A 5,668-nucleotide genomic window follows, 5' to 3' on the forward strand; every position below is an offset into this window, starting at 1 on the left:
TTTTGCCCCGCCCAGCGGGGCCGACGGCGGAAGTCGACGTGCGGTTTGCGGATGTAGTGATGCTCGATGAAAATCGCATTAGTAAGCGGCGCGCACTATGGTTGGATCTCGGTGGCATCGCCAAAGGCTTTGCCGTGGACATGGCTATCCTAAGTCTGCGGCGCCACAACGTTCGCAGTGGCGCCGTTTCGGCCGGAGGGGACCTGCGCGTCTTTGGCAAGCATGCACAGCCCATCCACGTACGCAGTGCCAACGCGCCCGGTCGGCTAGAACTACTCGGTCGGCTCACCAACGGGGCCGTGGCCACCAGCGGTCACTATTTCGCAGAAAGCTTCGGACTGCCCCCTGGTACAGCATCCATCCGGTCGCAACAAGCGCCGATGGAAGCGCCTTGCGCAGAGCGAACGGTCACCGTCATTGCCCCCCGCTGTATCTGGGCGGACGCACTGACCAAGGTCGCCATGCTTGCCGGTACGACGGCGCCCGCCACGGTCCGCGCGCTATCAAGCTATCACGCACACGTTGTTGCATCATGACGCAATCCTCGCATCGACATCCCCTGAAAGGGACAGGCATTCGTCTGCATCCGTATCACTATTGGGTTGCTCTCGCCGTATTGCTAGCGGTAGCGGTGTCTGGGCTGATATGGACGGTTTTGCACGATTTGCTTCAATGGGAGGACGCACCGATCGTCCGCCAGATTCTGCAGTTGCATGGCGCCTTTGCGTTCTGCAGCCTGATTCTCTTGGGTTCCATGCTGCCGCAACACATTCGCTTCGCGTGGGTTGCGCGCCGAAACCTCGTGACCGGTACGTTGACGGGAATCGTGTTCTTGTTGCTGACCATCACCGCTTATGGGCTGTATTACGGGCCCGAAGATTGGAGTGGTCTTACGAAGACTGTGCACCTTGTTCTGGGCATTGCTGCTGTTGCGGCCGTGCCCCTCCACATGTTCATTGGACGGAAGCGACACAACGGCTACCGTGCCCCCGCGAGCAAGAATGTACGGCACGAAAAAACCTGAAGCGAATCGACGAGGCAATCGTACAAGCCTGCGCAGCAAACCGCTCGGCGCGCGGGAAAGAGCCCCGGGGGAGTAACCCCCCGGGGAGGGGGAAGCCCGGAAAGGGGGGGGCCGGGATTGAGCTTTGGTTTATTGGTGGCCACCATCCGTGTAAGGGTCACGGGTGCCCATCGAATGCGCGCCATCGGTGTAGATGTCACGCGCTGCGCGCCCACCATCGGTGTAGGGATCGCGCTTGCCCATCGCGTTAGCGCCATCGGTATATGGGTCGCGCGCGCCAGTAGCGGTCGCCGCGTTGGCGACGTTGACACCGAGGGCCAGCAACGCTGCCCCCACCAATGCGGATTTTTTCAGGATGTTCATCGCGTTCTCCTTCTTCAAGTTGAAACAAGACACTGCTAGTCACGGCAGTGTAGAAGGCTGAGGCTGACAGAAACGTGACCCTCGTATTACAACTGCGCCAGATCAGCGAGGTTGATCCGGTATGCCACCCTCAATGCATGGCACGACAGGCGTCGGCACACTTCTCGCAGGCGCGCGCGCACTCCTGACAGTGCTCATGGGAGTGCTTGGCACACTCGGCGGCGCAAGCTTGACAGATTCTCGCGCACAGTTCGCATATGGCATTGGCTTGGGTGCTGCCTCGCGCCATCAACCCCACGGCGGTCCCGCAGATATCAGCGCAATCGAGATCCAGCCGAATGCAGGTGCTCAATGTCAGAGCGTCCTTTTCGGTCAGGCAGGAGGCGGCGCAGTGCAGGCACGCCACGTGACACGCGGCGCATTCATCGATGCAGGTTTGGAAGTATTGGTGAGGCATTTGGGTTCTCCTTGATTGGCGACGTGCCGAAATGGCACGATGCACGTGGAGCAAGGAGAGAGCCTGGGCCTTGGTGCTTGTGGAGAAATGCTGTCGCCATGTTGTGATGCGTGCACATACTTTCAAAAACGTCATAGGTAAGCAAGATTTCGGACAGGTTGGACTGCGCCTGTGCCGTCATCCTGGTCGAGCCGGCGCATCACGTCAGCGAGCGGACGCCCAAAGTTCAGGAGCGGATCGGCAGCCGGACGGTAAATCGAGTACGGTCGTGCGCGCGTGTAACAGAAATGATTCCCCCATGGGCGAGAACGATTGCTTTGGTGATGGCCAAGCCAAGGCCTGCTCCGTCAGATTCGGGACGCGCGCGTGACTTGTCTGCACGAAAGAAGCGCTCGAAGATGAACGGCAGCACGTCAGGAGCAATCGCTTCGCCGTCGTTGTCGATCGTCACGGCGAGATCCTCCTCGCCTGGCTTGATGGAAACGATCACACGGCCGCACCTGGGCGTGTGCCGTATTGCATTCGACAACAGATTGCTGAAGGCGCGTCTGAGCATGAGCCGATCGCCGCGCACCTGCGCTTGTCCTTCCACTTGCAACTGCACGGCTTTGTCCTCTGCAAACGCATCGTAGAACTCAAAGAGGGCACGCACCTCGTCGGCAAGCTCGATCATCTCGGCACTAGGCAGCGTCAGGTTGTGCTCCATCTTGGCTAGATAAAGCATGTCCGACACCATCCGAGCCAGCCGCTGCAGCTCTTCCACGTTTGAAGCAAGGACGTCTCTGTATTTCGCAGGCTCGCGAGTCTGTGAGAGTGCCACCTCGGTTTGCGTCAACAGGTTGGTGATCGGTGTGCGTAGCTCGTGTGCGATATCGGTCGAGAAGTCGGTGAGTCGCTGGAAATCGCCCTGCAGGCGCGCGAGCATGCCGTTCAACGTCACGCCAAGATCGGCAACCTCGACAGGTACCATATCAACCGGCATCCGTTCGTTCAGGCGGTCGGCAGTTACAGACTTCGCTCGCGAAGCCATTGCGCGCAATGGCAACAGCCCGCGCCGGGCCGCCCACCATCCGAATAGGCCGCTCGCCAAGGCGGCCAACGCGATGTAGAGCATCAACGTCTTCCGAAACGCTCGTAGGAAATGCGCATGGATCTCCGTATTGATGCCCACCAACACGTCGAGCGCATCGCCGTCGCGCAGTGGCACTTGCATATGCACACCCCGGTATTGCTCTTCGCCCTGCTGCCAAACAAGGGCCCCGGAATGGCGGCCTGCCTTGCGCAGCACGCGCAACACCTCCGCAAAGTCAAAGTTGGGGGTAGCAAAAAGGGGCTGACCCTGTGGCGCCTGGACCCGCACAATCAGATCCGTGCGATGCTGCAACACGTCGTTGAGTCGAGTGGAGACCTCGGCCGCAGAACTACTCTCAACCACCCGGCGAATGACGTTCACGTTCTCGCCCAACGCCGTAAAGTCTTCCACGGCAAAGTGTTCCTCCATCGCCAGGGCAATCAGAATGCCGAGGCCCAACAACACGGCCGCTGACGACAAGGAGAAATATGCGGTTAGCCGCGCCGTCAATGAAAGGCGCCGCATTACTCCCCATCCTCCGGGCCTTCGAGGACATAACCCATACCACGAACGGTATGGATCAATTTGGGTTCGAAGTTATCGTCAATTTTGGCGCGCAGGCGTCGAATGGCGACGTCAATCACGTTGGTGTCGCTGTCGAAATTCATGTCCCAGACTTGGGACGCGATCAGGGATCGGGGCAGCACCTCCCCATGACGGCGGGCTAGCAGTTCGAGCAACGAGAATTCCTTACTGGTCAACGCGATTCGCTGCCCGCCGCGGGAAGCACGGCGGCGAGTCAGATCCAGCACCAGGTCGGCCACCTGGATGCGTTCTGCAAGTGATGGCGCACTGCCTCGTCGAAGCAGGCTCCGAACACGGGCGAGCAATTCCGCGAATGCAAAAGGTTTCACCAAGTAATCGTCCGCGCCTAGTTCCAAGCCCTTGACCCGATCGGCGACGCTATCGCGCGCGGTCAGAAACAGCACCGGTACGGCCAGTTCAGCTGAGCGCAGCGCGTGCAGAATCTGCCACCCCTCGAGATCGGGCAACATCACGTCAAGGATCAAGAGGTCATAGTCGCCCGTCATTGCAAGATGACGGCCGTCCATCCCATTACGGGCGAGGTCAACAACAAAGCCGGCTTCCGACAGCCCCTGCTGCAAATATTCGCCAGTCTTGGATTCGTCTTCGACAACAAGGAGCTTCATGTCTGTCTCTTTATTACTTATGGCGCACGAAAAGTGCGATCGGTATCTTGTAGCGTACATGGAGCCGCCTGGTTGCTGACCAACCTGACCAATATGTAATGTATCGGTCAGGTTAAAGTAGCCTTGCAGTGATTAGTCTGCTCCTGCCGTACAAATCTCATCAGGGACTTACGCAAGGAATCAAGAGATGCGCAGCAATCGTGCAATGGGCGTGGTGCTTCCGAACCTTCCTCGGAGGCGATTTGTGCAGGGCTTGGCAGCCGGAGGGGTGATCGCCGGCCTGGGTTTAAGCGGGATGCCCGCGCGGGCGTCGCAACCCCAGGGCGCGGCCTTTGGCACTGCGCCCGTGCTGCGAGGCACGGAGTTCGATCTGGTGATCGCCGAGACCCCGGTGAACTTCACCGGCAAGCCAGGCATGGCCACCACCATCAATGGCATGCTGCCCGGCCCGACGTTGCGTTGGCGTGAAGGTGACACGGTCACCATCCGGGTAACCAACCGCCTGCCGGAGCCCACGTCAATTCACTGGCACGGCATCATTCTGCCGTTCCAGATGGACGGCGTGCCCGGGATCAGCTTTTCTGGGATCGCTCCGGGCGAAACATTCACGTATCGCTTCAAGGTACAGCAGAGCGGCAGTTACTGGTACCACTCGCACTCCGGCTTCCAGGAAATGACTGGGCTGTATGGGGGCATCGTTATCGACCCCGCGGGCGAGGACCGCGTGCGGGCCGATCGCGATTACACCGTCTTGCTCTCCGACTGGACGGACGAGGATCCGATGCGCGTCCTAACCAAGCTCAAGATCCAGGGCGACTACTACAACTATAACCAGCCGACCGTGGTCGATTTCTTTCGCGACGTCTCGCGTGAGGGATGGACCTCTGCCATGGACAAGCGACGGATGTGGAACCAGATGCGGATGAATCCGACCGATCTGGCGGATCTCTCCAGCGCAACGCTGACCTACCTCATGAATGGCGTGACGCCAGCGGGGAATTGGACCGGCCTATTTTCTCCGGGCCAGACGGTACGGCTGCGCTTCATCAATGGGGCCGGCAACACGTTCTATGACGTTCGCATTCCGGGCCTGAAAATGAAGGTGGTGCAGGTCGACGGACAGGATATCGAGCCGGTGTCGGTCGATGAGTTCCGCTTCGGCCCTGGCGAGACCTGCGACGTAGTGGTCGCTCCAACGGACGAGGCCCACACAGTGTTTGCCCAGACGATGGACCGGACCGGGTACGCCCGCGGCACTCTCGCCGTGCGTCCGGGTGTGCAAGCCCCTGTGCCAGCTGTCGACAAGGCCGAATGGCTGACGATGGCGGATATGATGGGTGACATGGGTGACATGTCTGGGATGTCTGGGATGTCTGGGATGTCTGGGATGTCTGGGATGTCTGGGATGTCTGGGATGTCTGGGATGTCTGGGATGTCTGGGATGTCTGGGATGTCTGGGATGTCTGGGATGTCTGGGATGTCTGGGATGTCTGGGATGTCTGGGATGTCTGGGATGTCTGGGATGTCTGGGATGTCTGGGA

Annotated in this window: 7 protein-coding genes; 3 read left to right on the forward strand and 4 right to left on the reverse strand. The window is 59.7% G+C overall.

From position 1 onward, the window contains the following. Together C404_RS57760 and C404_RS0130615 are read left to right on the forward strand one after the other, a co-directional pair. On the forward strand, positions 1 to 536 hold a 536-nt coding region (locus tag C404_RS57760; RefSeq protein WP_021197771.1), incomplete at its 5' end, for an FAD:protein FMN transferase. Next, positions 533 to 1,024, forward strand: coding sequence for a hypothetical protein (locus tag C404_RS0130615; RefSeq protein WP_004635293.1), 492 nt, complete (start codon positions 533 to 535; stop codon positions 1,022 to 1,024). The genes C404_RS57760 and C404_RS0130615, both read left to right, overlap by 4 nt. A gap of 129 nt (positions 1,025 to 1,153) precedes the next feature. On the opposite strand, the gene C404_RS57765 is transcribed toward C404_RS0130615, so the two are convergent. The 4 genes from C404_RS57765 to C404_RS57780 form a co-directional block, all read right to left on the reverse strand. Next, positions 1,154 to 1,387 (reverse strand): hypothetical protein, encoded by a 234-nt coding sequence (locus C404_RS57765; protein WP_004635296.1) that lies wholly within the window; start codon positions 1,385 to 1,387, stop codon positions 1,154 to 1,156. A 130-nt stretch (positions 1,388 to 1,517) separates the two neighbouring features. Then, on the reverse strand, positions 1,518 to 1,844 hold the full coding sequence (locus C404_RS57770; protein WP_009241640.1) for a four-helix bundle copper-binding protein: 327 nt from the start codon (positions 1,842 to 1,844) through the stop codon (positions 1,518 to 1,520). Positions 1,845 to 2,070: 226 nt separating this feature from the next. Further along, entirely contained in the window at positions 2,071 to 3,441 is a 1,371-nt protein-coding gene (locus tag C404_RS57775) for a heavy metal sensor histidine kinase (protein ID WP_012755706.1), read from the reverse strand. Beyond that, a complete protein-coding gene (locus C404_RS57780) occupies positions 3,441 to 4,127 on the reverse strand; it encodes a heavy metal response regulator transcription factor (protein WP_012755707.1) in 687 nt (228 codons plus the stop codon). The genes C404_RS57775 and C404_RS57780 overlap by 1 nt, the downstream gene beginning before the upstream one ends. A gap of 187 nt (positions 4,128 to 4,314) precedes the next feature. Here C404_RS57780 and C404_RS57785 point away from each other — a divergent pair. Continuing rightward, on the forward strand, positions 4,315 to 5,668 hold a 1,354-nt coding region (locus C404_RS57785), incomplete at its 3' end, for a copper resistance system multicopper oxidase (protein ID WP_052027490.1).

It is taken from the genome of Ralstonia sp. AU12-08 (assembly GCF_000442475.1).
Lineage (GTDB): Bacteria > Pseudomonadota > Gammaproteobacteria > Burkholderiales > Burkholderiaceae > Ralstonia > Ralstonia insidiosa.